Origin of the sequence: Pseudofulvibacter geojedonensis, assembly GCF_042675745.1 — a bacterium.
Taxonomy (GTDB): domain Bacteria; phylum Bacteroidota; class Bacteroidia; order Flavobacteriales; family Flavobacteriaceae; genus Pseudofulvibacter; species Pseudofulvibacter geojedonensis.
Genome location: NZ_JBHTJM010000006.1, coordinates 260,156 through 283,052 on the forward strand (window position 1 = coordinate 260,156; position 22,897 = coordinate 283,052).

At 31.4% G+C, this 22,897-nt stretch carries 23 protein-coding genes; 12 read left to right on the forward strand and 11 right to left on the reverse strand.

The features are described 5' to 3' along the window. Positions 1-8: 8 nt before the first annotated feature. Both paaE and ACFQ1O_RS06180 read right to left on the reverse strand, forming a co-directional pair. Positions 9-1,082 (reverse strand): 1,2-phenylacetyl-CoA epoxidase subunit PaaE, encoded by a 1,074-nt coding sequence (gene paaE, locus ACFQ1O_RS06175; RefSeq protein WP_377714426.1) that lies wholly within the window; start codon positions 1,080-1,082, stop codon positions 9-11. A gap of 69 nt (positions 1,083-1,151) precedes the next feature. Beyond that, a complete protein-coding gene (locus ACFQ1O_RS06180) occupies positions 1,152-1,721 on the reverse strand; it encodes a TetR/AcrR family transcriptional regulator (RefSeq protein WP_377714428.1) in 570 nt (189 codons plus the stop codon). 148 nt (positions 1,722-1,869) lie between these two features. Between ACFQ1O_RS06180 and ACFQ1O_RS06185 the strand changes: the two genes are divergently transcribed. Next, positions 1,870-3,615 (forward strand): aromatic amino acid hydroxylase, encoded by a 1,746-nt coding sequence (locus ACFQ1O_RS06185; RefSeq protein WP_377714430.1) that lies wholly within the window; start codon positions 1,870-1,872, stop codon positions 3,613-3,615. Positions 3,616-3,667: 52 nt separating this feature from the next. Here the strand turns inward: ACFQ1O_RS06185 and ACFQ1O_RS06190 are convergent, their stop codons facing one another. The 3 genes from ACFQ1O_RS06190 to alaS form a co-directional block, all read right to left on the reverse strand. Further along, positions 3,668-4,405: a hypothetical protein gene (locus tag ACFQ1O_RS06190; RefSeq protein ID WP_377714432.1), complete on the reverse strand. Its 738-nt coding sequence runs from the start codon at positions 4,403-4,405 to the stop codon at positions 3,668-3,670. A 177-nt stretch (positions 4,406-4,582) separates the two neighbouring features. Continuing rightward, the gene (locus ACFQ1O_RS06195; protein ID WP_377714434.1) at positions 4,583-5,521 is read right to left on the reverse strand and encodes a GSCFA domain-containing protein; all 939 of its coding nucleotides are present in this window, start codon (positions 5,519-5,521) and stop codon (positions 4,583-4,585) included. Between the two features lie 40 nt (positions 5,522-5,561). Beyond that, a complete protein-coding gene (alaS, locus tag ACFQ1O_RS06200) occupies positions 5,562-8,186 on the reverse strand; it encodes an alanine--tRNA ligase (protein WP_377714436.1) in 2,625 nt (874 codons plus the stop codon). Positions 8,187-8,295: 109 nt separating this feature from the next. Here alaS and ACFQ1O_RS06205 point away from each other — a divergent pair, with 109 nt between their 5' ends. The 4 genes from ACFQ1O_RS06205 to ACFQ1O_RS06220 all read left to right on the forward strand — a co-directional run bounded on the left by ACFQ1O_RS06205 (position 8,296) and on the right by ACFQ1O_RS06220 (position 11,508). Beyond that, positions 8,296-9,264: a M23 family metallopeptidase gene (locus ACFQ1O_RS06205; protein ID WP_377714438.1), complete on the forward strand. Its 969-nt coding sequence runs from the start codon at positions 8,296-8,298 to the stop codon at positions 9,262-9,264. Between the two features lie 3 nt (positions 9,265-9,267). Beyond that, positions 9,268-9,597, forward strand: a complete 330-nt coding sequence (locus tag ACFQ1O_RS06210; protein ID WP_377714440.1) for a MerR family transcriptional regulator — start codon at positions 9,268-9,270, stop codon at positions 9,595-9,597. Positions 9,598-9,756: 159 nt separating this feature from the next. Then, entirely contained in the window at positions 9,757-11,337 is a 1,581-nt protein-coding gene (locus tag ACFQ1O_RS06215; RefSeq protein ID WP_377714442.1) for an OmpA family protein, read from the forward strand. 27 nt (positions 11,338-11,364) lie between these two features. Beyond that, on the forward strand, positions 11,365-11,508 hold the full coding sequence (locus tag ACFQ1O_RS06220) for a hypothetical protein (protein WP_377714444.1): 144 nt from the start codon (positions 11,365-11,367) through the stop codon (positions 11,506-11,508). Between the two features lie 69 nt (positions 11,509-11,577). Here ACFQ1O_RS06220 and der read toward each other — a convergent pair whose 3' ends face one another. From der to era, 4 genes are all read right to left on the reverse strand, one after another. Then, positions 11,578-12,885: a ribosome biogenesis GTPase Der gene (der, locus tag ACFQ1O_RS06225; RefSeq protein ID WP_377714446.1), complete on the reverse strand. Its 1,308-nt coding sequence runs from the start codon at positions 12,883-12,885 to the stop codon at positions 11,578-11,580. A gap of 51 nt (positions 12,886-12,936) precedes the next feature. Beyond that, on the reverse strand, positions 12,937-13,683 hold the full coding sequence (locus tag ACFQ1O_RS06230) for a M90 family metallopeptidase (protein WP_377714448.1): 747 nt from the start codon (positions 13,681-13,683) through the stop codon (positions 12,937-12,939). A gap of 90 nt (positions 13,684-13,773) precedes the next feature. Beyond that, the gene (locus ACFQ1O_RS06235) at positions 13,774-15,303 is read right to left on the reverse strand and encodes a choice-of-anchor I family protein (protein ID WP_377714450.1); all 1,530 of its coding nucleotides are present in this window, start codon (positions 15,301-15,303) and stop codon (positions 13,774-13,776) included. A gap of 83 nt (positions 15,304-15,386) precedes the next feature. Next, entirely contained in the window at positions 15,387-16,271 is an 885-nt protein-coding gene (gene era, locus ACFQ1O_RS06240) for a GTPase Era (protein ID WP_377714453.1), read from the reverse strand. A 178-nt stretch (positions 16,272-16,449) separates the two neighbouring features. Here era and ACFQ1O_RS06245 point away from each other — a divergent pair, with 178 nt between their 5' ends. The 4 genes from ACFQ1O_RS06245 to arsM all read left to right on the forward strand — a co-directional run bounded on the left by ACFQ1O_RS06245 (position 16,450) and on the right by arsM (position 18,905). Continuing rightward, positions 16,450-16,608, forward strand: a complete 159-nt coding sequence (locus ACFQ1O_RS06245) for a hypothetical protein (protein ID WP_377714455.1) — start codon at positions 16,450-16,452, stop codon at positions 16,606-16,608. 47 nt (positions 16,609-16,655) lie between these two features. Next, on the forward strand, positions 16,656-16,811 hold the full coding sequence (locus ACFQ1O_RS06250) for a hypothetical protein (RefSeq protein ID WP_377714457.1): 156 nt from the start codon (positions 16,656-16,658) through the stop codon (positions 16,809-16,811). A 258-nt stretch (positions 16,812-17,069) separates the two neighbouring features. Further along, complete coding sequence (locus ACFQ1O_RS06255) at positions 17,070-17,888, forward strand: purine-nucleoside phosphorylase (protein WP_377714459.1); 819 nt, start codon at positions 17,070-17,072, stop codon at positions 17,886-17,888. A gap of 48 nt (positions 17,889-17,936) precedes the next feature. Continuing rightward, positions 17,937-18,905 (forward strand): arsenosugar biosynthesis arsenite methyltransferase ArsM, encoded by a 969-nt coding sequence (gene arsM, locus ACFQ1O_RS06260; RefSeq protein ID WP_377714461.1) that lies wholly within the window; start codon positions 17,937-17,939, stop codon positions 18,903-18,905. Between the two features lie 39 nt (positions 18,906-18,944). Here the strand turns inward: arsM and ACFQ1O_RS06265 are convergent, their stop codons facing one another. Then, a complete protein-coding gene (locus ACFQ1O_RS06265) occupies positions 18,945-19,508 on the reverse strand; it encodes an IS3 family transposase (protein ID WP_377714463.1) in 564 nt (187 codons plus the stop codon). Between the two features lie 305 nt (positions 19,509-19,813). Here ACFQ1O_RS06265 and ACFQ1O_RS06270 point away from each other — a divergent pair, with 305 nt between their 5' ends. From ACFQ1O_RS06270 to ACFQ1O_RS06280, 3 genes are read left to right on the forward strand one after another with little or no spacing between them, the layout of a single operon-like run. Beyond that, complete coding sequence (locus ACFQ1O_RS06270) at positions 19,814-20,692, forward strand: sterol desaturase family protein (protein WP_377714465.1); 879 nt, start codon at positions 19,814-19,816, stop codon at positions 20,690-20,692. Next, a complete protein-coding gene (locus tag ACFQ1O_RS06275) occupies positions 20,692-21,570 on the forward strand; it encodes a DUF547 domain-containing protein (RefSeq protein WP_377714467.1) in 879 nt (292 codons plus the stop codon). The genes ACFQ1O_RS06270 and ACFQ1O_RS06275 overlap by 1 nt, the downstream gene beginning before the upstream one ends. After that, on the forward strand, positions 21,563-22,270 hold the full coding sequence (locus ACFQ1O_RS06280) for a TIGR04283 family arsenosugar biosynthesis glycosyltransferase (RefSeq protein WP_377714469.1): 708 nt from the start codon (positions 21,563-21,565) through the stop codon (positions 22,268-22,270). Before ACFQ1O_RS06275 ends, ACFQ1O_RS06280 begins: the two co-directional genes overlap by 8 nt. On the opposite strand, the gene ACFQ1O_RS06285 is transcribed toward ACFQ1O_RS06280, so the two are convergent. After that, on the reverse strand, positions 22,267-22,884 hold the full coding sequence (locus tag ACFQ1O_RS06285; protein WP_377714471.1) for a hypothetical protein: 618 nt from the start codon (positions 22,882-22,884) through the stop codon (positions 22,267-22,269). The two genes, ACFQ1O_RS06280 and ACFQ1O_RS06285, sit on opposite strands and share 4 nt — an antisense overlap. Positions 22,885-22,897 lie beyond the last annotated feature (13 nt).

The following is a 22,897-nucleotide window of genomic DNA, read 5'->3' on the forward strand; positions in this document are numbered from 1 at the left end:
GATTCTTCTTATGCATCAAAATCAACCACTACTTTATCTGTAGTTGGCACCGCCTGACATGTTAACACATATCCAGCATCAATCTCATATGGCTCTAAGCCATAGTTTAATTTCATCTCTACTTCTCCTTCTACTACTTTAGCTTTACAAGTACAACAAACCCCTCCTTTACAAGCAAAAGGCAAATCTGCATCGTTTGCTAAAGCAGCATCTAAAATATTATCGTAGTCAGGCTCCATTTCAAAATGGAACTCTTTATCTCCATCAATAATAGTAACCTCTGTATGTTCAGCTTGCTGCTCTAAAACCTCTGCTACATGTTTTTTATCTGCCTCTGAACCACCAGCATTAAATAATTCAAAATGTATTTTTTCTTTTTCTAACCCAGCTTCCATCAACTCGTCTTTTATCAAGAAAATCATTTCTTCTGGACCACAAATAAAACATTCGTCTACAGATTTAACATCTATTACCTTACTTGTAAGTTCTTGTAATTTTTCTGAAGTAAACCTTCCGTTTAACAAAGGAATTCCTCTTTGTTCTTTGGTTAAAAAATAAAAGACTTCAAACCTACCTAAAAACTTATTTTTAAGTCCTTCTATTTGTTCCTTAAAGATAATGCTTTTTACCTTTCTATTCAAGTAAAACAACTGAACTGTAGCCTCTGGTTCTAAAGCCAAATGTGTTTTAATTATTGATAAAATAGGAGTAATACCACTACCAGCAGCAAACACAATATAGTTTTTTGGTTTCGTAACATCTACCTCAACAAAAAACTTACCATCTGGAGCAGCTACTTCTAACACATCTCCTGCCTTTAATTTTTCGTTAGCATAGGTAGAAAACTTACCTCCTTTTATCTTTTTAATAGCAACTTGCCATTTATTTTCTATCGGACTCGAGCATAAAGAATAAGAACGACGAACATCTTCATCGTTTATATCTTTTTTTAACGTTAGATATTGTCCTTGAGTAAATTGAAAATTACTCTGTAATGATTCAGGAACATCAAAAGTTACCGCTACAGTATCTTTTGTTTCCTTGTAAACATCTTTTACTACTAATTTGTGAAAATCAGCCATATATAATTTCAAATTTTATCAAAGCTAACAATTGTTAGTTAGTTTTGCAAATTGTTGGTTTAAAAATCGTTAATTGGTAATTCCTCTTAATAACACTTTTCCAAGGTCTGATATTAAGGCTTCAGGGTCTATTTTGTCTTTTTTAGGTATCCATAAATAAAGAGAACGAAGGGTTGAAAGAATTGAAAACATCATCGTTTCAACATTAACATCAGCTATTTCTTTATCTGAAACTCCCTGTAGAAGTATTGCCTTAAAGTTTTCTTCATATTCCTTTCTAAGTAGAAAATACCTATCTAAATCTTCCTCTAAGTGCATCCAATCAGCATTTAAAGCTGCCATTCCATTTGGATTATTAGTCGTAATATTTACATGCAAAGCGATAATGGCCTGAAGTTTTTCAATTGTTGACGAATTATCTTCAACAATTAATTGCATTCCTGAAGTAAAATCCTCGGCCAATGACATCATAATATTTGCTAGAATCTCTTGTTTAGATTTGATATGGTTATATAGACTAGCTGCTTTTATACCTAGCTCATTAGCTATATCTCTCATAGAAACAGCACTGTAACCTTTTTCTTTAAACAAGAAACCCGCTACTCTTATGATTTCTTCTTTTCTATTTTCAGTTTTCATTTACAAGGGGTTAAAAACTAATTAACGTTAGTTAGAGATGGCAATATATAAAAAAATAACTAAATCATTAAATAATGTTAATTTTCTGCGAGTCAATAGGAATAGAATTTAGTAGTTTTGCTTAGTACAGTAATTTACTAGATTAATCATGAATACAAGCATCGAAAGTAACCCGCTAATAGACAGGCTACCTCCGCATTTAAAACAATTTATAAAGCCACAAAACTACAGTGACTACTCTCCTATAAATCAAGCTGTTTGGCGTTATATAATGCGTAAAAATGTGAACTATTTAAGTAAAGTTGCTCACAACTCTTATTTAAAAGGCCTAAAAATGACTGGGATAAACATCGATACCATTCCGAGTATGTATGGAATGAATAGGATTTTAAAAGAAATTGGGTGGGCTGCAGTTGCTGTAGATGGTTTTATACCTCCTAATGCTTTTATGGAGTTTCAAGCCTATAAAGTCTTGGTTATAGCTTCAGATATAAGACAATTAGAAAACATGGAATATACACCAGCTCCTGATATTATTCATGAAGCTGCAGGGCATGCTCCAATAATTGCCAATCCAGATTATGCAGAGTATTTAAGACGTTTTGGTGAAATAGGATCGAAGGCTATACTTTCTAGTCATGATAACGACATGTACGAAGCAGTTCGAAAACTATCTATTTTAAAAGAAGCTCCTAACTCTACTCAAGAAGAAATTATTGAGGCTGAAAAAGCAGTAGATGAACTACAAAACAAAAAAGTAATTCTCTCTGAAATGGCTCAGATAAGGAATCTTCACTGGTGGACAGTTGAATATGGTTTAATTGGGACGACTGAAGATCCTAAAATTTACGGAGCAGGATTACTATCATCTATTGGTGAAAGTGAATGGTGCATGACAGATAACGTTATAAAAAAACCTTATTCTATAAAGGCTGCTAACCAAGAATTTGACATCACCAAACCACAACCTCAGTTATTTGTTACTCCAGACTTTGCTTATCTAATGGAAGTCTTAGAAGAGTTTTCTCGTAGTATGGCTTTACGAAAAGGTGGATTTAGAGGACTACAAAAGTTAATCGACTCTAAAAAAATTGGAACTATTGAATTAAACACAGGGTTACAAATCTCTGGTAAGTTTACTCAAATGATTACAGATGAGGATAACAATGTGGTATTCTTTAAAACAGAAGGTCCAACCGCTTTAGCAAACAGAGAAAAAGAATTAATTGGTCACGGTATTGAAGCTCACCCTCATGGTTTTAGCTCTCCAATAGGAAAACTGAAAGGTATTAGCTTAGCTATTGAAGATATGGGACCTAGAGACTTAAAAGCTTATAATTTTTATGATGGAAAACGTATCTTTTTTGAATATGAAAGCGGAATTACAGTTGAAGGCTTAAATATAACAGGAATTAGAAATTTAAACGGCAAGTTAATCTTAATACAATTTGAAGACTGTACTGTAAAATATAATGAAGATGTTTTATTTAAACCCGAATATGGCACATTTGATTTAGCCGTAGGATCTGAAGTAGTGTCTGCTTATGCAGGAAGTGCTGACTTTAGATCTTTTAACAACCTTTATCATGTTTCTGAAACCAAAACAATTATTCAAGAAAAGGCTCCAGCCACAATTGAATTAGAAAAGCTTTATAAAGAAGTTAGAGATATGAGAGACAATAACTCTTTTTCTGTAGAGCACGCAAAAAGCATTCTTAGTACAATAAATAACAACCATCCTAATGATTGGTTATTAAGTCTAGAGCTTTTAGAATTAGCTAAGCATAACAACCAAGATGAATTAACAGTAATATTGACTGAACAATTGGTTCACAAAAAAGAAAAACAACCAAAAATTGCTCATTTAATTCAAGGAGGAATCAATTTAATATAGCAAAATAAAACCTCAAGTGATTCTTGAGGTTTTATTTTATTTTCTACAAATACTATTCATAAAAAAACTGAGAGTTTGTAGTCTCTTCATTTGGTGTACCTGCTTCTAATGTTGTTACAGCCGTTATTGGATAATTCGAACTATTATAAGTATATGTAGTCTCTTCATTATCATTTGGAGTTAACCCACTAGTGTTATTTCTAGATAACAAGTTGTTATTAAAAGCATAATTTCCTAGTAATTGAAACACCTCTCTTTGATGAATATTTTTAAACACACCATTTTTATCATCATAAACTGATGTATAATCACTATCTCCGTTGGTATGATCCTGAGTTACTTCATTACCATTACTAAACGTATAGACATAAATAGCTCCTCCGTTTTCATTTTCAGTAACTGTACCATCAGAATTATGTGTAAATGTATCTACTATGGTATTTGCACCCGTAAATTCAGTAGTTACTTTTATCAGTCTGTTACTACCATCATATTCTAATGTTGCCGTAGACTCTAGAGTACTCCCATCAAAATCTTCAATCGTTGTCAATAAATCACCAACATAAGTATAGTTATAACTATAACCATCAGAAACAACCAATTCTGTTAACTTATTTCCATCATAAGTTAAATCTGTAGTTACTGACCCTACGGTGGGGTCGCTAAAAGTATCGATTACCTTCTTTAATAAAACACTATCGTCATTAGGTGGAGTTGAAGAAGAGTCATCACCAGAACATGACATTAACGTTGCTGCCGCAACGAACATAGCCAAAATTGTTTTTTTCATCGTGTAAAAATTTTAATATATAAAAGTTAGCAGCAAACCTATAGTTTTCTTACTCATCAGAAAAATATTTTCTTATATATAAAAAAATTATCAACTCAAATCTAATCATGAAAAACTAATTACCTAGTTTAGTTTTTTTGATATGATCTTCTTCTTTAAATAACAAAGGAGTCTCTTCTAAAATTTTACATTTGGCAACTTAGATTGAATCTCAACTATTTTTCTTTCTATATTCTCTAAAAAAAGCTGGTGCTTTTGAGACTGAGGATTAAACGGTTTATGAGCCAAGCCTTTTTGAATTACCTCGATCTCTTTCATTGTGAGTAAAGACTTTTCAGACACCCAAACCTCAACAAATCTTTTCCAAATATAATCTACAGCAATTTGATTAGGGTGAATCATATCTTCTTTATAAAAACGATAATCTCTTAATTCATCCATCATAATTTCGTAAGATGGAAAATAACTTACATTAAGTGTTTGATGTATTGCCGTTAATAAATGAGCCTTACTTTGTTTGTTTTGAACAAAGCCATCTTTTATATGTCGTACAGGTGAAACCGTATAAATTAATTGAACTTTTGAATTTACTGATCTTATCAATTTTTCAACATTCAACAAAGAGCTCTTAATTTCTTCTACAGACAATAGTCTTTTATTAAATTCTTTTTGAGGGATTTTATGGCAATTGGCTACTGTTTTTCCTGTTTCTATATATTCATAAACCCAAGCAGTTCCTAAAGTAATTATTAAATGTGTCGTATTACTAATTTGCTCATAAGATGATATCAGAATTGAACTCAAATTATTAAGCAGATCTTCCTTATTAGTATTACTTAAGCTAGAATGAGCATCTAAACAATGATATTGTTCATTCTGAAAAATTAATTCTTCTTCTGAATAGAATTTCTGATTAATCACCCTTTCTAAAAACGTTTCAATTGCTTTGGGGTGAAATAATATTCCGAATGGATTGATCGCAGATTGAAACTTAAAATATGATAGCTTCTCTCCTATATTCTCAGAAAAACACGAACCTAATAACAATAAATTAGAATGATAATCTATTAAATTATCCGACTGTTTAACTATTGGTATTTGAGTTCTAAAATTCATTTAAGAAAAGAAATCCCCACATAAAGTGAGGATTGTTTTTTTAATTTAAATATACTTTTACCGCTTCTAAAGCAGCATCTATACCTGCTGGGTTTTTACCTCCTGCAGTTGCAAAGAATGGCTGACCTCCACCACCACCTTGAATATGCTTTCCTAATTCTCTAACAATAGTTCCTGCATTTAATTCTTTTGCAGCTGCTAAATCTTTAGAAATATAACAAGTTAATGTAGCCTTCCCTTCATTTTCTGCTCCAATAAACAAGAACAGATTATCCAGTTCACCTCCTATTTCATGAACTAAATCTTTAATCTCTTTAGGACCTAAATCTACTTTTTTCGCTAAGAAATTCACACCGTTTATTTCTGCTATTTCCTTTTTTAAATCTCCTTTTAAACTTCCTGCTTTTTCTTTAAGCAACTGTTCTAATTGCTTCTTTAAAGCTGAGTTTTCATCTTGAAGATTTGTAATAGCTTTTACAGGGTCTTTCGCATTTTTAAGTGTTTCCTTAACAGCCTCGTAATTATTTTCTATATCTATAAAATAATCACCAACGGCCATATTAGTAATCGCTTCTATTCTCCTAACTCCTGCCGCTACTGCTCCTTCAGATTTTATTTTAAAATACCAGATATCAGCTGTTTGCTTTACATGAGTTCCTCCACACAATTCCATAGACTGCCCAAAACGAATAGCACGAACACTGTCTCCATACTTTTCTCCAAACAAAGCTAAGGCTCCTTCGTCTATAGCCTGTTGCATTGGTATATTTCTTTTCTCTTCTAAAGGTAAATTCTCTCTAATTCGAGCGTTTACAAATTCTTCGATTTCGTTTAATTGATCTGCATCTACTTTAGAAAAATGAGAGAAATCGAAACGTAAATATTTAGGGCTTACTAAAGATCCTTTTTGCTCTACATGACTTCCTAAAACAGCTCTTAAGGCTTGATGCAATAAATGTGTTGCTGTATGATTACTAGCCGACAAACTTCTACTCTCTTTATCTACAACCGCTTTAAAACGATGGTTTACATTAGATGGTAGATTTTTAGTGTAGTGAATTATTAAATTATTCTCCTTTTTAGTATTTAAAACATATACTACATCTCCGTTAGGAGCTTCTATATAACCAACATCTCCTACTTGCCCTCCTCCTTCTGGATAAAAAGGGGTCATATTAAACACTAACTGGTATTGATCTCCGTCTTTTTTGGTAGAGATTTTTCTGTAACGAGTTAACTTTACATCTACTTCTAAAGTATCATACCCAACAAATTCTTCTTCCTCATCTTCAACTAAAATTTGCCAATCATCTGTTTCAATAGCTGTTGCTTTTCTAGCTCTATCTTGCTGCTCTTTTAAGGCAACTTCATATTCTGTCTCGTCATAAGAAAAGCCTTTTTCAGATAAAATCAACGCCGTTAAGTCTACTGGAAAACCATAGGTGTCTTTTAATTCAAATACTTTTCTTCCAGATATAGTTTTCGACCCAGCATTGTTCATAATATTCTCTAACAATACTAAACCTAGCTCCAAAGTCTTTAAAAAAGAATGTTCTTCTTCTTTTATTACATTATGAGCCAAGTGTTCTTGAGCCTTAATCTCAGGAAATGCATCTCCCATTTGATGACTTAAGGTTTCAACCAATTTATAAATAAAAGGTTCTTTTTGGTTTAAGAACGTGAATCCGTAACGAATCGCTCTTCGTAAAATTCTTCTAATTACATAACCTGCACCATTATTACTTGGCAGCTGTCCATCAGCTATAGCAAAAGCTACTGCCCTAACATGATCAGCAACAACCCTAATAGCTATATCCTTTTCATCTTCAGGATTGTTAGACGTTTCATATTTTACCCCTGTAATGGTTTCGATTTCTCTAATTAAGGGTGTAAAGACATCTGTATCGTAATTAGATTTCACCCCTTGCAAAGCCATACATAAACGCTCAAATCCCATCCCAGTATCGATGTGCGTATTAGGTAAATTCTCTAAAGAACCATCTGCTTTTCTATTGAATTGCATAAAAACTAAATTCCACACTTCAACAACTTGCGGATGATCCATGTTTACCAACATTTTACCATCTACTAAATTTCTCTCTTTAAGAGATCTAATATCAATATGGATTTCGGAACATGGTCCGCAAGGCCCTTGTGCTCCCATTTCCCAGAAATTATCTTTCTTATTACCCAACAGAATTCTGTCTTCATCAATGTATTGTTTCCAAATATCATATGCTTCTGTATCCTTAGCTAGCCCCTCTTTTTCATCTCCTTCAAAAATAGTCACATATAAAATATCTTTAGAAATACCATATACTTCTGTAAGCAACTCCCAAGCCCATGCAATTGCTTCTTTTTTAAAGTAATCTCCAAAACTCCAGTTACCTAACATCTCAAACATAGTATGGTGGTAGGTATCTTTACCTACCTCTTCTAAATCGTTGTGCTTACCCGAAACACGTAAACATTTTTGAGAATCTGCTACACGAGCATCTACCACTTTTTTCTGTCCTAAAAAGTACTCCTTAAATGGCACCATACCGGCATTGGTAAACATTAAAGTAGGATCATTCTTTAACACCATTGGCGCAGAAGGAACTACCTTATGTTTTTTAGATTCAAAAAAGTTTAAAAACTTAGAGCGTATTTCTTGAGATTTCATTGATGAATGATATTAAGCTTATCTTAAATTTTAATTATAACTGAAAACAATTTTTATATTTGTGAACCGTTACATTTTTATAAAGCGCAAAAATAGCACATTTTAACTTATGGCTAAAGTAAAATATCATTATGATCCTGAAACGTTGTCTTATAGAAAGATTGAACGTAAAAAAGGACGTGCTTTTACTTTTACATTTTTAATTTTATGCGCAATGTTTTTATGTTTAATTGCTGGCGCGATTATTTCTCCTTATTTTATTGAAACGCCACATGAAAAAGCTTTAAAAAGAGAAAACGAAAACTTAAAACTTCAATACAACTTTTTAAGTGAAAGGGTAGAATTAGCTGAAAATGCATTAGCAAATGTAGCTGATAGAGATGAAAATATTTATCGCATTTTTTTTGAAGCCAATTCTATTTCAGATGCCCAAAGAAAAGCAGGCTTTGGAGGGATTAATCGCTATAAAAAATTTGAAGGCCAGCCCAATTCAGATTTAATTAAAAACTCTGCTAAAAGAATCGATATTTTATTAAAGGGGATTGAAGTTCAATCTCGTTCTCTAGATGAAATAGAAAAGTTAGCAAAAGATAAAGAAAAATTACTCGCTGCCATTCCTGCTATACAACCTGTACAAAACAAAGATCTTACTAGGGTTGCCTCTGGATATGGAATGCGTATACACCCTATTTTAAAATACCGTAAAATGCATAACGGAATGGATTTTACTGCTCCTAAAGGCACTCCTATTTACGCAACTGGTGACGGGGTTGTTACCAAAGCCTCTAGAGCTTCTGGTTTTGGAAAAGTTATTTATATTGACCATGGTTTTGGATACATGACCAAGTATGCTCATTTAAATAAATTTAATACTCGAAAAGGAAAAAAAGTAAAACGTGGTGATATTATTGGTTATGTAGGAAATACTGGTTTATCCTCAGGACCACACCTACACTACGAAGTACACAAAAATGGCAAACCAATTAACCCTGTAAACTTTTATCATGGTGATTTGAGTCCGGAAGAGTATGAAATTATGCTTGAAAAAGCCGCTCAGGAAAATCAATCTCTTGATTAAATTATGCATATTAATCTACCCGAAAAAAGATATTATAAAATTGGTGAGGTTGCCAAAGCTTTTGGCGTAAACACTTCTTTAATTAGATTTTGGGAAAAAGAATTCGATGTACTAAAACCTAAAAAAAACGCTAAAGGAGATAGAAAGTTTACTCCAGAAGATGTAAAAAACCTTCAACTTATTTATCACCTTGTAAAAGATAAGGGCTACACTTTAGATGGAGCTAAAATTCACTTAAAAGAATCGAAATTTAAAATACTGCAGAATTTCGAAATGATTAGAAAGTTAGAACACATAAAAGCTGAGTTACAAAAAATAAAAGAAAACCTATAATCAACTGTTTTCTTGACTGTTACATATATTTTCATTAACTTTAGGCTTACCTACTCCTTTCGAGTTTACACTTTTTGAGACTTAAACACCTTACAATAGTTACACATATATTTTAACTAACACGTGTTATTAAACAACACAAAAACAAGTATATATGTGATGAATAAAACTACATTTCTCGTAACGCTACTCCTACCTTTACTTATTTTTTCACAAGACCACTTATTAGATAATGTTTATATTAACAATCTATCTAAAGAACTAAAAACCTATACCGTTTTAGACGCTGGCATCAACACTAAATTCGACGAAAAAGGAGCTACTTTTTTTAAAGATAAATTTTTAATTATATCTTCGAGAAAAGTTGGAGCTTTTTCTAAAAAAGACGAAATAACCAATCAACCTTACTCTAAAGTTTACTGCTTAGATATTAAACAAAGTGGTGATTTAAAACGACCTTTACTTTTTTCTACAAGTTTAAATGCAAAAAATGCTCATATTGGTGCTATTATTTTTACTCCTGACGAAAAAACAGCCTATTTTACTAAATCTAACTCAAAAAACAACTATCAGCTTTATAAAGCAACCATTAATGCTAAAAAACCTGGTAAATGGAAAAATATAGAACTACTTAACTTTAGTCTCAACCAACCGTATTTAGATATTAAAGATTTATACATAAACCCCGAAGGTTCTCTCTTATATTTTTGCTCTAATTCTCAAAAAGAAGGTTTTGGAGGTTACGATATTTATGTAGCGGACATTAAGAATGATAAAACTATCGGAGAGCCATTAAATCTAGGAAAAAAGGTTAATACTGAAGGAGATGAACGTTCACCTTATATAACAGGTGATAAGAAATATTTATTCTTTGCTTCATCTGGACATCATTCAACTGGAGGGTTAGACTTATATAAAAGTAGAATTGTTCATCATCAATTTACTCAACCAATCAATTTAGGTTTAGATATTAACAGTGCTCAAGATGACTACGCTTTTGTTATGGCCAATAACAAAATAGCATATTTTACCTCAAATAGGTTAAATGGACATGGAGGAACTGATATTTATAAAATAATTTTAAATCCTCCTAGCCAAGATCTTTCAGGTTACGTGTTAGACGATGAAACCAATATTATTTTACCTGATGCAAAAATTACATTACTTGATGAAGAAGGAAATATACTAAGTACAACTAAATCAAATAAAAACGGATATTATACATTTAATAAACTCAATTCACTTGATCGCTATTTTATTCATGTTGAAAAGGAAGGGTATTTTACACTTAACTCTCCTTTTAAAGCTTACCAAATTAAAAACTATACTTATAAAGAAAATTTATACCTGCATACCGAAGAGCCAGAAATAATTACCTTGGATTATAAAACCTTTATCAAGTTAGATAAAATTTACTTTGAGTATAACAAATCTACTGTAAAACCTGAATCTTATTACCTACTAGATAAAGTAGCAGGTATATTGAGAAAACACCCAGAATATCATTTAGAGATTAGATCTCATTCAGACAATAGAGGTACTTCTGTATACAATCTAAAATTATCTCAAAAAAGAGCCAATGCTGCTTTAAATTACTTAGCCAACAAAGGTATATCTAAAAACAGATTAACTGCAATAGGATTTGGAGAAAGTAATTTACTTATTAAATGTGATACAAATTGTACTGAGGAACAGCACCAAACTAACAGAAGAACAGAATTTATATTAACCAATAAATAATGACTATTAACTTAACCTATATTTACTATGAAAAAGAAAGTTTTTACATTAGCTTGCCTAATGTTATTTCTACTGGCAAGTTGCGGAGCAAGCAAGTGGAACTGTACTAAGCGATACTGTAATGCTACTGAATTGAATTATGAAATAGACCCATCAGTAGTACAACCATAAAGATTTTTTGGGGCGAGTAAAACCATCTTAGCACTATTTTTTTTAGAATATACTAAGATGGTTTTCAATTTATTTTTTTCTAAAATACACTTTAATAGGCACTCCTGAAAAATCAAAATGCTCTCTCAATTTGTTCTCTATAAAACGCTTATAAGGATCTCTAATATACTGAGGAAGATTACAGAAAAACACAAACTGAGGTGTTTTGGTAGGCAATTGCATACAATACTTAATCTTTACAAACTTACCCTTATAAGCAGGTGGAGGCGTGTGTTCAATAATTGGTAGCATTAAATCATTAAACTTACTCGTTTGTATTTTCCTGCTTCTGCTTTTAAAAACATCTACAGCAGTTTCTATAGCTTTAAAAATTCGCTGTTTGGTAACTGTTGATATAAAAACAATAGGAACATCTGTAAAAGGAGCTATTTGTTCTCTAATATGTTTTTCAAAGGCTTTGGTGGTTTGAGTGTCTTTCTCTACCAAATCCCATTTATTAACTAGTATAACAATGCCCTTACTATTCTTTTCTGCTAACCAAAATATATTTTGAACTTGCCCGTCAAAACCTCGAGTAGCATCAACTACCAACAAACAAACATCACTATGCTCAATTGCTCTAATAGAACGCATAACCGAGTAAAATTCTAAATTCTCTTTTACCTTAGCTTTACGTCTTATTCCTGCTGTATCAACTAAATTAAAATCAAAACCAAAACGATTATATTTGGTGTCTATAGCATCACGAGTAGTTCCTGCTATATCTGTTACTATGTATCTATCTTCACCAATAAGCGCATTGATTAAAGACGATTTTCCTGCATTAGGCCTACCTACCACTGCAAATCGTGGCAATTCATCTTCTTCATCCTCCTCTTCTTTTTCTGGCAAAGCGGCTACTAATGCATCTAATAACTCTCCAGATCCACTACCATTTATCCCAGAAATAGGATAATATTCACCCAATCCTAATGAATAAAATTCTGCAGCATCATGAAGCCTATTTGCTGCATCTACTTTATTTACTACTAAAAAAACTGGTTTATTAACACGACGTAACAAATTGGCTACTTCTTCATCCATTCCAGTAATTCCAGACTCTACATCGACCATAAACATAATAGCATCGGCTTCCTCTATTGCTAACTCTACTTGTCTATCTATTTCTGCTTCAAAAATATCATCACTTCCTACAACATACCCACCAGTATCTATAAGTGAAAACTCTTTTCCATTCCAGTCAGATTTTCCGTAGTGACGATCTCGAGTAACACCGCTTACAGCATCAACAATAGCTTCTCGTTTTTGAATTAAACGATTAAAAAAAGTTGACTTTCCAACATTTGGTCTTCCTACAATAGCAACAATGTTACTCATAATCTTAAATTTTGTGCAAAAATAGTCTTTTTTAAACGATAATTAAACTTCTTATGAAGCTAAGTCTTGTTTAAAAAATATTGATAGCTTTTTGTATAGTTTTGGATGCTTGCGTTTTAATAGTTTGGGTCTTTCAAAAAAATACTCACTTGCAACTGCAAAAAACTCTACTTTAGAAGTTGCTCCGTATGGATTGATATCTGATTTACCATCGTCTATCTTTTCTATTTTTCTATGAATTAAATCTAACCAAGGTAGTGTATAAGGCTTTTCTATTATACTAGAAGGAAGACCATCTATAGTCCCATCTGCCATGTCTATTAAATGAACAAACTCGTGTATAGCTGTATTGTTTTTATCTGTTTTATTTTCAAAACCATGCCGCAGTGCTTTTAGAGAAAGTATCATTTTATACTGCAAATAACCTGTACCAACCATTCCCAATATCCTTCTATTATTTCTATTTCCCTTATACTGAAAAATTTCATTAAACGCATCAGGAAAAACATATACGACTTTTAAATTACTATACCTCCAATTATCAAAACCAAATACCGGAATTATAGCACTTGCTCCAATATAAATCTTATCTAAATCTGTTACTTTACAATCTACTGGTTTTATAGTTGTAGTTTTTAGAAAAAAAGCTACCCTTTTAGTAAAACTTTCTTTTTCTAATTCAGTCAAGTTCTTATAGTAAAGTACATTTTCTAGTAAAAGATTTTTTTGCTTTGTGGTTAAGTCTCCTCCAAACTTTTGAACTATTACTTCTTTTTTATTAGTAATATAATAAATCATAAAAAACAAGAATACGATTGCCAAAAATAGTAACATAAAAATACCCTCAATAAATTAATTGAGGGCATAAAATACAAATTTAATTTCTTACTAATAATTTAGTTCATATATACTAATAGTATTAGAAACCTCGTTAGTTATTATTAATAAATCTTTACCATTAGGACTCTCGTTTGCAGGTATTACTAACAATCCTTCTGGAGCTACATCTGAAGTTTCATAAACCCAAGACACAAACTCTGGAGATGTTGGATTTGTTATATTAAATACCATTGCTCCCCCTGTTCTCTCTAAACCAACAAACAACAATGTTTTATCTAAAACCCGTAACGTTGTAACTGCCTCTGGTTCTGCTCCTTTATCATCACTCCTTCCGTCTGCTTCTCCATCATCACAGTTAAATAAACCTGAATTTAATTCATAATTCTTTTTTCCAATTATATCCCCACTATCATATACAAGTGTTCCGTCTGTAGCCCAAATACTAAAAGACCTTGCTCCATAAGAATATAACTTATCATAATCGCCATCGCCATCTACATCCCCATTAGCCGTAGTTGTTTTTAACCTTCCTAGATTAGCCAATTCTTGAAGTTCTGCCGCATTAGGAAAAACTGTTGGATCTAAGGTTAAATCTTTAATTCTTTCTTCTTCTGAGTATCCATCATAATCTCTAGCATCGCCTTCGTTAGCTGATACAATATACCCAACACCATTTATTGACACATAATCTATTGCATCTGGTTGATAAAAACCATAAACTGGCCAGTTTTTAAAGTTTCCTATAATATCATCTTTATTACTAGCATCTATCATATTATTTGGTAGATTATGGTTTTTTGTTCCCAAACCAAAAAGAGAACTGATGCTTTTTGTTTCAAGGTTTACTACTGCCATACCGTTATTCTCTTGAAGTGATACGTAGGCATATTTAGAATCTGAAGAAACTGTTATATATTCTGGTTCTACATCTTGAGCTAGACTAGCATTAGGACCAAAAACTCGAAAATCGTTTCCAATAGTTTGACCATTAAAACTTGTAAAATTTAACTGATGAGTAACTCCATTTTCTAGCTCAACAACTGTAACACTTCCTTCTGGATCTACTGTATAATCATCATTTGGTTCACCCTCATTGGCTGAAATAAGATATTTCCCGTCTGGACTAAATGTTACCATATCTGGTAATGCGCCTGCATTATATGTAGCAACTAATTCTTGAGTATCTGTTTTGTACAAAGCTAAGTATCCAGGATTTTGCTTATTACTATTTTCTAATGCAACAGCTAATTTTTTATCATTAACCGATACACTATTTGGATTAGATGTTAAAGCTATTGATGTTCCTTGAACTGGATTGTTAGGATTAGATATATCCCAAACAGATATTACGTTATCTACCGGATTTACTACAAATAACTTTTTTGTTATGGGATCAAAGGCAGAAATTTCTGCATATCCTTCATTTCCACTTCCGTTAGTAAAACCACCTATTCTTTCTATTGTTAAATTAGATAGGTTTAATGTTTGTGATGGTTGATTTCCTGTAGCATCGTCATCTGTTTTGCACGATACAAAACTCAATGCTGTTATTAGCAAACTTGAGATTATTCTTTTCATTGTTAATTAATTTTAATGTGGGTTAAAATTGCTTAACAAGAATTAGTAAATCGTTAACTACTAATTAAAAGAATGTTAGTTTTTTATTTGTTATTGTAACCAAAACGTTTCAGTTGTCTTAAATTACTGCGCCAATTTTTATTGACTTTAACATATAATTCTAAATGAATTTGTTTTCCAAAAAACTTTTCTAAATCTTTTCTAGATTCTACACCGACTCTTTTTAAAGCCGACCCTTTATGCCCTATTATAATTCCTTTCTGAGTTTCGCGCTCTACCATGATAACAGAACGTATTCTAATAATTTCCTCATCTTCAAAAAACTCTTCAGTTTCAATCTCTACAGCATAAGGAATCTCTTTTTTGTAATGCATTAATATTTTTTCCCTAATATTTTCATTAACAAAAAAGCGTTCTGGTTTATCTGTTAACTGGTCTTTAGGATAAAAAGCAGGTGATTCTGGTAATAATTCTAATATTCTATTAAACACTTCTTTTACATTAAAATTTTCTAATGCTGAAATAGGGTATAATTCTGCATTAGGAACTTTATCTGACCAAAATTGCATTTGTTCTTCTAACTTTTCTTGATCGGACGTATCTATCTTGTTTAATAATAATAGTACCGGAATTTTAGAATGAGATATGCGCTTAAAAAAAGCTTCATCTTTTAGGTTTTTTTCTCCTATTTCTACCATATAAAGCAAAACGTCTGCATCTTCAAAAGCAGACTTAACAAAATCCATCATAGATTCTTGTAATTCATATGCTGGCTTAATAATACCTGGTGTGTCAGATAATACAACCTGAAAATCATCTCCATTAACAATTCCTAAAATTCTATGTCTGGTAGTCTGCGCTTTAGAAGTAATAATAGATAACTTCTCACCTATAAAGGCATTCATTAAAGTTGATTTACCCACATTAGGATTACCAATAATATTTACAAAACCTGCTTTATGGCTCATATTCACTGCTTTATTTAAGGCAAAGGTACTACAATATCTTACTAATAAAATTTAGGTTTCAGAAAAAAAATTAAAAAAAAATAATTTTAAAAGGTAGGGTAAATGCATTTCAACTGGTTTTATTACCGTACGTCGATAAAAAGACATGTAAAATAACAATAACTTAAACACAGTAATTATGAAAAGAGCTATCGCAATTATAACAATAGGAATATTTTTAACTTCTTGTGCTGGAGGATGGAGCTGTAAAAAAAGGTATTGTAACACCACTAATAAAAAATCTAAAACTGAAATAACAAAACTACCAACTAAAGAGGAAGTAGTTGTTCAGCCTTAAAAGAAATTAATTTACCCTTAATATATTAACCACAAACCCTAACTATTATGAAAAAAGCAATCGCAATTATCGCAATCGGAACGTTTCTAACTTCTTGTGCTGGAGGATGGAGCTGTAAAAAAAGGTACTGTAAATCAACCGATAAAAAAAATAAAACAGAAATTATTACTACTACATCTAAAGTAGTGGTAACTAAACCATAATAATTTAGTTAGCCCCAACACTAAACATATCAGCCACTGTACCCCAAAGCAGTGGCTGTTTTTTTTTTACTACTTAGTTACCTAAAATTTGCAATAACACATTCTTAGCTTATACATTTTTTAAATCAATATTTAGTTCTTCAATCTTCCATTTAACATTGTTTGAGTATTGAACAAAAATGAATTAAAAAAACATTTTTTGCACATCGTAAGGAATGTTATAATTTTAAGACTTCATTTATAATTAAAATAAACTAGGTGAATAAAAAAGATCAACTACTCGAAACAACTCAATATATAAAATCTAAAGGGTTTGAATCTCCTGAAATTGGAATCGTACTAGGAACTGGATTGGGTAAATTAATCAACGAAATAGATATCATAAAGGAAATTCCTTATTCAGACATTCCACACTTTCCACAAGCAACTGTAGAATTTCACTCGGGCAAATTAATTTACGGTACAATCGAAAATAAAAAAGTAATTGTTATGTCTGGTAGGTTTCATTTATATGAAGGCTACAATCCTTGGCAAGTTACCTATGGCATAAGAACCATGCATAGTTTAGGAATAAAAAAATTATTGATTTCTAATGCTGCTGGTGCTATAAACCTGAATTATAAAAAAGGAGACCTAATGCTTTTAGAAGATCATATTAACTTACAAGGAAGTTCTCCATTAGCTTTTGCAAATGTTGGCGAATTTGGCGATCAGTTTGCAGATATGCTTGAGCCATATTCTAAAAATTTAAACACTCAAATGAAAGCTATAGCAAGTACCTACGACTTAGTGTTGCATGAAGGAACTTATGTAGGTGTTTTAGGCCCTCAATTAGAAACTAGAGCCGAATACAGAATGTTAGGACTAATGGGAGCTGATGCAGTTGGAATGAGTACTGTACCTGAAGTTATTGTTGCTAAACATTTAAAATTAGAAACTGTAGCCGTATCTGTGTTAACGGACGAATGTGACCCAGACAACTTACAACCAGTAAATATTGCAGAAATAATTGCTATAGCTGGTGAAGCTGAGCCTAAAATGATTTTACTATTTAAAGAATTAATAAAAACAATTTAATATTACAATTAATCTAATGAGAAAGGTTGTAATACCTAATATAAGAATATGAGTTATTTAGACACTACACACGATGTATACAAAGAAGCTGCTTTAACCCCAGATGTTGGTTTATGTTGTACTACAAATCCTATTTGGGAACTACCCGGTTTAAAAATACCTAAAATCATGCAAGAAATGAATTATGGCTGTGGTAGTACTGTTCATGCAAGAGATTTAACCAACAATCCTAAAATGCTTTACGTAGGAGTTGGAGGAGGAATGGAATTATTACAATTTTCATATTTCAATCGTCAAAAAGGGGGTGTTGTAGGTGTGGATGTTGTTGATGAAATGCTAGAAGCTTCTAGAAAAAACTTTAAAGTAGCAGAAGAACAAAACTCTTGGTTTAAAAGTGAATTTGTTGACCTAAAGAAAGGAGATGCACTCAATCTACCTGTAGAAGATAACTCTATAGATGTTGCAGCACAGAATTGTCTGTTTAATATTTTTAAAACAGATGATTTAAAAAAAGCAATTGCTGAAATGTATCGTGTTTTAAAACCTCATGGAAGATTGGTTATGAGCGATCCTACCTGTGAGCAACCTATGAACGAAACTTTACGAAATGACGAAAGATTACGAGCTTTATGCTTAAGTGGTAGTTTACCTATTGCCGAGTACGTTAAAATGTTAACTGATGCTGGTTTTGGAACTATAGAAATAAGAGCTAGAAAACCATATAGAATCTTAGATCCAAAAAATTATCCTACAGACGAATTAATTTACATAGAATCTATTGAAGTTGCAGCTATTAAAGATCCTATGCCTGCAGATGGCCCATGTGTTTTTACGGGAAAAGCGGCAATTTATTATGGAGAAGAAGATTACTTTGACGATAAACAAGGACATATTTTACTTAAAAACCAGCCATTAGCTATTTGCGACAAAACGGCTGCTGCTTTAAAAGCCTTGAATAGAGATGATATTTATTTCTCTGAATCTACCTACCATTATGACGGAGGAGGATGTTGCTAAAAACAAAAAGGAGTTTACTTGGTAAACTCCTTTTTTATCTTATATGTGTCTAGGGCATGTTTTATTAAACTCTGTAGGTGTCATACCTCGTAAGTTTTTATGCACTCTTTTTTCGTTGTAATAATACAAATAAGAAATAATCTTGTTTTTCAATTCATCCTTATCTTCATATATAGTTCCTTTTATCAAGTCAATATGTAAACTTGCCCAGAATTCTTTAATGTTAGCATTTAATACTTCTGCATAGCTAGAACCTTGTCCCTTTTTATGTATAACCCCCTTTTCGATCAATAACATATCAAAAGGATTAATTCTATCTGTGCTTCCTTTCAGCACTTCTTCTATTGAACCATTAGAAAGAAGTTCTCTAAATTTTATATTGTAATAATCTGAAAAAACAGTAAAACATTTTAATGTTTTAAACATTAAACATAAAGCCTCTAAATCTTCTATGAGCTCTACCCATACAATTTGAGTACAAGAATCTATAATACCAAATAAATAATATGTCTTTCCTTCATTATTTATTTCTATCGGATGATGATAAATATCTACACATCCTAACTCGCCAGCGAATTCTGTAAATCTATTATTAACAGTCAATTTTTAGTAGTTTTTTGATCAAAATTTATAGTTATTTAGGACAATTAGTGTTCATCCAATTTGATTAGGATTGGATATTATTTAACACTAGTACAAATTATCAAATGTTAAGATGAAAAAACTTTAAAATTTTGTTAAACAAAACCAAACAGTTTCTTAATTAACATAATTTCTCAATATCTATGTCATCCTTCATAACTTTAAAATATAAGTCAGTTTTATTTCTACTTTGTTACACTATTCCTATTAACAATGTTTCGTAAAATTGCCTTTAGAACTCAAATATAATATTGTATTTTTACTACATGAATGACTATTTAGATGCTGTTAAAAAAGCTTATTCTGGATATTGGAGATATCTAAAACATGAAATATTGAATCCTGATTTAGAAAACTATTTCTATGCTCTTATTGCTGTTTCTATTCTTGTTTGGATATTAGAAATTTTATTCCCTTGGCGAAAAAACCAATCTATTTTCAGAAAAGATTTTTGGTTAGACACCTTTTATATGTTCTTTAATTTTTTCATATTTAATCTAATCGTTTTTGCTGCATTATCTTCTTCAACAGTAAAATTGTTTAACGACTTTTTATCTAAAATAGGATTGAATATTTCCAACTTTCAGTTGTTCGATATAGATACTTTACCTAAGTGGTTGGGCTTATTATTATTCTTTCTCGTGTCAGATTTCACACAATGGAACACTCATAGGTTATTACACCGATTTGATTTTCTATGGCAATTTCACAAAGTACACCATTCTGTCAAAGAAATGGGGTTTGCTGCTCATTTACGCTTTCATTGGATGGAAACAGTTGTTTACAAAACTTTACTTTATATACCACTAGCAATCATTGGAGGTTTAGATGCTCAAGATGTAATTATAGTTCATTTTTTTGCATTGACTATTGGCCACTTAAACCATGCTAATTTAGGCTGGGATTATGGTATCCTTAAATATATTTTTAATAACCCAAAAATGCATATTTGGCATCACAGTAAAAAATTACCTGTAAGGTATGGTGTTAATTTCGGACTTACTTTGAGTATTTGGGATTATCTTTTCAAAACCAACTACATTCCTAAAGATGGAATGAATATTGAACTAGGTTTTGATAAGGATGAGAATTTCCCTCAAGATTTTATTCAACAGGAAATTTACCCCATTAAATTAAAAAGATAATGATGAAATTTACAACTATTCTTACAGCTACATTAATTGCTTGCTCTTCTACAAAAAAAACAGTAGAAAACAATCCAAAGTCAAATAACGAAACCATAGTTGTTATAGCCGACACTATAGAAAAAAAAGTATCTTCAATAAAAGATACTGTTGTAATTGCAGAAATAATTGAACAAAAAGAGGAGACTCTTACAGATCCTAATAAACAAATAGAGTCAATCCCCTTAAAAAAAGAAGTTGTAGATCATTCGGTTTTTAATAAGCTTTTACAAGAAAACGTTTCTGAAAACGGAAATGTAAACTATAAAGGTTTTATAAATAACAAAAGTGTTTTTAACACTTATTTAAAAACACTTGAAACCAATTTACCAGAAGACAATTGGACTCATAATGACAAATTAGCTTATTGGATGAATGTATACAATGCCTTTACCATTAAATTGATTATAGACAACTACCCAACCAACAGCATTAAAGACATTAAAGATGCATGGGATGCTCGATTTTTTAAACTTGGAAAGAAATGGTATAATTTAAACGAGGTAGAGCATAAAATCTTGCGTAAAATGGGAGATGCTAGAATTCATTTTGGAATTAATTGTGCTTCTTTTTCTTGTCCACCAATATTAAACAAAGCTTTTACTGCTGCTAATGTAGACCAAGAATTAGATTTTTTAGCCAAGCGTTTTATTAACGATACTCAACGAAATAAAATTTCTTCGGATAGAATTCAGCTGTCTAAAATATTTCAATGGTTTGGTAAAGACTTTAAAACACAAGGCTCTTTAATTGACTACCTGAATAAGTATTCTGATATTAAGATTAATTCTAACGCCAAAAAATCTTACTTAAAATATAACTGGGATTTAAATGAATAAGATTTCAATCATCATACCTACCTTAAATGAAGCTGAGAACATTACTCAGCTTCTGCAACATTTAACAAACAATGCATCAACAACAAAAGTCCAAGAAATTTTAGTAATTGATTGTGGTAGTGATGATGACACCCAACAATTAGTTCTAGAATTAGCCCATACTAACAATAAAATAAAGCTACTACATTCTGAAAGAGGTAGGGCCAAACAAATGAATATTGGAGCTCAGAACGCTCAAGGAGAGATACTGTATTTTCTTCACGCAGATACTTTTCCTCCTAAAGCTTTTGACCAGCTTATTATAAATGAGGTTTCTAAAAATAACTTGGCAGGATGTTTTAGAATGAAATTCAATTCTAAACACTGGTGGTTATTACTAGCAGGTTGGTTAACTAAATTTAATAACAAAGCTTGTAGGGGCGGTGATCAAAGCTTATTTATTACTCAAAAACTATTTCAAAAACTAAACGGTTTTGACGAAAAATTCACCGTATATGAAGATCAAGATTTTATTAATAAATTATATAATATTGGTCAATTTACTGTAATACAAAAATGGATTACAACCTCAGCAAGGCGATACGAGTCTAACGGGATTTGGAAGTTACAATACCATTTTTGGACTATTTATATTAAAAAGTTTTTTGGAGCATCAGCAGATGATTTATATGCTTACTACTTAAAAAACATTAAAGACTAAACTGCTCTTAATTCTTCCATATCCTTTACAATTTGTTCTATCTTCTTAGCTGTTTTATTTCCTAATCGAAGCATTATTTTAAAAAACAAAGCACTAAGAATAGTTACAACTGGTATAAAAATAAATATCAATTTATTTGAGCCCCCCAAATTAGCATTACCCATTATTTCACCAAAGGTTTTATCTATATTATTAAAGTAGGTATAAATAAGCAATGGTGTTAATACAATAGGTACACTTAGTACCGATAATTTAAAATTAAACATCGTTATCTGTTTTAATTTTTCGCGCACCCTCTTTAAATAATCATAGCAATTAACTGTAAACTCTATATGCTTAATTGCTTGCAATTGTTTTTTAGCCACAAATATCCACGGAATTACAGTTAAAGCACAGATAATACCCCACACAAAACTCTTAGCCAAAATACTACCTAATACGAGATTAAAAAATGTGATAATAAAAAGCAAAACTACTTCATTCTCCATTTTCTTTACCAGAACCTCCACAATGTGTTGTGACTTCTTATTATAGATTTCATTCAACCTTGGAGCAATTAAATCTTGATTGTTTAAAAATCCGTTTTCCCAAATTGTTTCAATAGACTTTTCCATTTTAGTTGTTTTT

Bases quoted from the DNA above. Each gene is read 5' to 3' on its own strand.
- paaE (WP_377714426.1), bottom strand. From the start codon at position 1,082: ATGGCTGATTTTCACAAATTAGTAGTAAAAGATGTTTACAAGGAAACA.
- ACFQ1O_RS06180 (WP_377714428.1), bottom strand. From the start codon at position 1,721: ATGAAAACTGAAAATAGAAAAGAAGAAATCATAAGAGTAGCGGGTTTC.
- ACFQ1O_RS06185 (WP_377714430.1), top strand. From the start codon at position 1,870: ATGAATACAAGCATCGAAAGTAACCCGCTAATAGACAGGCTACCTCCG.
- ACFQ1O_RS06190 (WP_377714432.1), bottom strand. From the start codon at position 4,405: ATGAAAAAAACAATTTTGGCTATGTTCGTTGCGGCAGCAACGTTAATG.
- ACFQ1O_RS06195 (WP_377714434.1), bottom strand. From the start codon at position 5,521: ATGAATTTTAGAACTCAAATACCAATAGTTAAACAGTCGGATAATTTA.
- alaS (WP_377714436.1), bottom strand. From the start codon at position 8,186: ATGAAATCTCAAGAAATACGCTCTAAGTTTTTAAACTTTTTTGAATCT.
- ACFQ1O_RS06205 (WP_377714438.1), top strand. From the start codon at position 8,296: ATGGCTAAAGTAAAATATCATTATGATCCTGAAACGTTGTCTTATAGA.
- ACFQ1O_RS06210 (WP_377714440.1), top strand. From the start codon at position 9,268: ATGCATATTAATCTACCCGAAAAAAGATATTATAAAATTGGTGAGGTT.
- ACFQ1O_RS06215 (WP_377714442.1), top strand. From the start codon at position 9,757: ATGAATAAAACTACATTTCTCGTAACGCTACTCCTACCTTTACTTATT.
- ACFQ1O_RS06220 (WP_377714444.1), top strand. From the start codon at position 11,365: ATGAAAAAGAAAGTTTTTACATTAGCTTGCCTAATGTTATTTCTACTG.
- der (WP_377714446.1), bottom strand. From the start codon at position 12,885: ATGAGTAACATTGTTGCTATTGTAGGAAGACCAAATGTTGGAAAGTCA.
- ACFQ1O_RS06230 (WP_377714448.1), bottom strand. From the start codon at position 13,683: ATGATTTATTATATTACTAATAAAAAAGAAGTAATAGTTCAAAAGTTT.
- ACFQ1O_RS06235 (WP_377714450.1), bottom strand. From the start codon at position 15,303: ATGAAAAGAATAATCTCAAGTTTGCTAATAACAGCATTGAGTTTTGTA.
- era (WP_377714453.1), bottom strand. From the start codon at position 16,271: ATGAGCCATAAAGCAGGTTTTGTAAATATTATTGGTAATCCTAATGTG.
- ACFQ1O_RS06245 (WP_377714455.1), top strand. From the start codon at position 16,450: ATGAAAAGAGCTATCGCAATTATAACAATAGGAATATTTTTAACTTCT.
- ACFQ1O_RS06250 (WP_377714457.1), top strand. From the start codon at position 16,656: ATGAAAAAAGCAATCGCAATTATCGCAATCGGAACGTTTCTAACTTCT.
- arsM (WP_377714461.1), top strand. From the start codon at position 17,937: ATGAGTTATTTAGACACTACACACGATGTATACAAAGAAGCTGCTTTA.
- ACFQ1O_RS06270 (WP_377714465.1), top strand. From the start codon at position 19,814: ATGAATGACTATTTAGATGCTGTTAAAAAAGCTTATTCTGGATATTGG.
- ACFQ1O_RS06275 (WP_377714467.1), top strand. From the start codon at position 20,692: ATGATGAAATTTACAACTATTCTTACAGCTACATTAATTGCTTGCTCT.
- ACFQ1O_RS06280 (WP_377714469.1), top strand. From the start codon at position 21,563: ATGAATAAGATTTCAATCATCATACCTACCTTAAATGAAGCTGAGAAC.
- ACFQ1O_RS06285 (WP_377714471.1), bottom strand. From the start codon at position 22,884: ATGGAAAAGTCTATTGAAACAATTTGGGAAAACGGATTTTTAAACAAT.